At 35.7% G+C, this 1644-nt stretch carries 2 protein-coding genes; both read right to left on the reverse strand.

Annotated elements, in window-relative coordinates; translation table 11 throughout:
• Positions 1 to 1259 (reverse strand): F0F1 ATP synthase subunit alpha (gene atpA, locus ACIPNH_RS00180; RefSeq protein WP_400770776.1); only part of this gene is annotated, 1259 nt, incomplete at its 3' end.
• On the reverse strand, positions 1256 to 1644 hold a 389-nt coding region (gene atpH, locus ACIPNH_RS00185), incomplete at its 5' end, for an ATP synthase F1 subunit delta (RefSeq protein WP_400770779.1). The genes atpA and atpH, both read right to left, overlap by 4 nt.

Genomic DNA, 1644 nt, shown 5'->3' on the forward strand with positions numbered 1-1644 from the left:
AAGGATAATTGAACACTAGCATCAAGATCAGAACCAAATTTTGCAAAATCTTCTAATTCTCTATACTGAGCTAAGCTTAGCTTTATAGAACCAGCAACTTTCTTCACAGACTTTAGTTGTGCAGCAGAACCAACCCGTGAAACTGACAAACCTATATTTACTGCAGGTCGAAATCCTTTATAAAATAATTCAGACTCAAGAAAGATCTGCCCATCGGTAATTGAAATAACATTTGTTGGCACATATGCAGATACATCACCAGCTTGAGTTTCGACAATTGGCAAAGCAGTTAAAGAACCCTGCCCTTTTTTATCAGACATTTTAGCAGCTCTTTCAAGCAAGCGAGAATGTACATAGAATATATCTCCAGGGTAAGCTTCACGACCAGGAGGACGTCTGAGCAATAAAGACATCTGCCTATATGCCACAGCATGCTTAGATAAATCATCATATATAATCAAACAATGCATTCCATTGTCACGGAAAAATTCCCCAATAGTGCAACCAGCATAAGGTGCTAAAAATTGCATAGGCGCGCAGTCAGATGCACTAGCCACAACTACAGTTGTATACTCTAATGCTCCGCTTTCTTTCAGCTTATTTACCACTTTTGCTACTGTTGAAATTTTTTGCCCAATAGCAACATAAACACAGTAAACTTTTTGATTTTCGTTTACCTCATCGTTAATCTTCTTCTGATTGATAATAGTATCAAGCGCAATAGTAGTTTTACCAATTTGTCTATCACCAATAATTAATTCACGCTGCCCTCTACCTATTGGAATTAGCAAATCTATAATTTTAATTCCTGTTTGCAGTGGCTCATGCACAGACTTACGATCAATAATGCCTGGCGCTTTAGATTCTATATCCATTCTGTTTTTGGCTCTAATTTCCCCAACGTCGTCCATAGGATGGCCCAACGCATTTACAACTCTCCCTAACAATTCATGCCCTACAGGCACCTGCACAACATCACCACTACATTTTACAACGTCCCCTTCTTTCACATCACGGTCATTACCAAGCACAACTATTCCAGCCGTATCATGATCTAAATCGAGAACTATTCCTTCTACACCACTTGCAAAAAATACCTTTTCACCGAATTTTGCTTTTTCCAGCCCATAAACCAATGCGATACCATCTGTTACTGAAATTACTTCACCTATATTTTCCCGCTTTATAGGATTATCAAACGTCTCAACCTTTTCTCTTATTATACTTGCTATCTCAGAAACATTCATACTGTTCTTCATACAAAATTCCTTACTTTTAATATTTCCATTTTAATTAAGTCAACTAACCTATCCAAGTAACTTTTTAGCGAAGCATCGATCAAATTAAAACCATACCTAACTACGAAGCCACCTAGTATAGAAGGGTCAACCACATTGCTTACTTTTATTATTTTACCAAGAAAGCTCAAAGATTCAGTAATTATTTTTATATCAGATTCCTTTAAAGTTTCTGCTGACTTTATAGTAATTTCGAATTCATTTTCATTTTCTCTTGCAAGACTTAAGAATTTTTCTAATATAAGGATCAATAAACTAGAGCGTTTATTTGCAAATATAACCATAATAAATTTTACTAAATTCTCACTCAAGTGCTCATTTATAGAAAGCATCACTTCTTTTTTGT

It is taken from the genome of Wolbachia endosymbiont of Drosophila barbarae (assembly GCF_044752445.1).
Taxonomy (GTDB): domain Bacteria; phylum Pseudomonadota; class Alphaproteobacteria; order Rickettsiales; family Anaplasmataceae; genus Wolbachia; species Wolbachia pipientis.